The 1,247-nt window shown below is 58.3% G+C and carries 1 protein-coding gene and 1 pseudogene; both read right to left on the reverse strand.

Annotated elements, in window-relative coordinates; translation table 11 throughout:
- Positions 1-40: 40 nt before the first annotated feature.
- Positions 41-958, reverse strand: coding sequence for a succinate--CoA ligase subunit alpha (gene sucD, locus HMPREF2554_RS08085; protein WP_070554617.1), 918 nt, complete (start codon positions 956-958; stop codon positions 41-43).
- 29 nt (positions 959-987) lie between these two features.
- Positions 988-1,247, reverse strand: a pseudogene (locus HMPREF2554_RS08090) (succinate--CoA ligase subunit beta); the annotation flags it as partial.

A 1,247-nucleotide genomic window follows, 5' to 3' on the forward strand; every position in this document is an offset into this window, starting at 1 on the left:
CCGCCGGGGGTCTTATTAGCTGCCCGAACCGGGCAAAATGCTACTTGTTGGCGAAGATTTCGCGCATCAGATTAGCGGCTTCGGAGGGGGTCTTGCCAACCTTCACGCCAGCAGCCTCCAGGGCCTCTTTCTTCGCCTGTGCGGTCCCCGAAGAACCTGAGACGATCGCACCCGCGTGACCCATGGTCTTGCCCTCGGGAGCGGTGAAACCAGCCACGTAACCGACTACGGGCTTGGTGACGTTTGCCTTGATGTATTCGGCGGCACGCTCCTCCGCGTCGCCACCAATCTCACCAATCATCACAATGCCCTCGGTCTCCGGGTCAGCCTCGAAAGCCTCCAGAGCGTCAATATGGGTGGTGCCGATAATCGGGTCGCCGCCAATACCGATAGCGGTGGTGAACCCAATATCGGCGAGCTCGAACATCATCTGGTAGGTGAGGGTACCCGACTTAGAGACAAGACCGATCTTGCCCTTTCCGGTGATATTCGCCGGAGTAATACCGACCAGGCACTCCTCAGGGGTGATAATGCCGGGGCAGTTCGGCCCGATAATGCGGGTAATCTGCTTGCCGCTCTCGTCCACCGAAGCTTTCGCGGCAGCCCAGAACTCAGCGGTATCCTGCACAGGCACGCCCTCGGTAATGACGACGACCAGACCGATCTTAGCCTCAATAGCCTCAAGCACGGCGGCTTTGGTGAAGGCGGGCGGCACGAAAACGATCGAAACGTTCGCACCAGTTTCGGTAATAGCCTCGGCAACGGTACCGAAGACCTTCAGCTCAACATCGGAGCCGTCCTTTGCCTTGTGGGTAACGGTGGTGCCAGCCTTGCGGGCGTTCACGCCGCCCACAATGTTTGTGCCGGCTGCGAGCATACGAGCGGTGTGCTTGGTGCCTTCGCCGCCGGTGATGCCCTGAACGATGACCTTAGAGTCTTTGTTCACAAAGATAGACATAGTTTTTCCTATAAATCCTTCGGTGGCGATTACGCCTTGTTAGCGAGCTCTGCTGCCTTGTCGGCACCTGAATCCATGGTGGTTGCCTGCACCACGAGCGGGTGGTTTGCCTCAGAGAGGATGCGGCGGCCTTCCTCCACGTTGTTGCCGTCCAGGCGCACCACAAGCGGTTTAGTTGCGGAATCGCCCAGAATCTCAAGCGCTTTCACAATGCCCTCAGCCACAGCATCGCACGAGGTGATACCGCCGAAGACATTCACGAAAACGCTCTTAACCTGCTCATCGCCCA

This window comes from Rothia sp. HMSC071F11, from assembly GCF_001809115.1.
In the GTDB taxonomy this organism is placed as follows: domain Bacteria; phylum Actinomycetota; class Actinomycetes; order Actinomycetales; family Micrococcaceae; genus Rothia; species Rothia dentocariosa.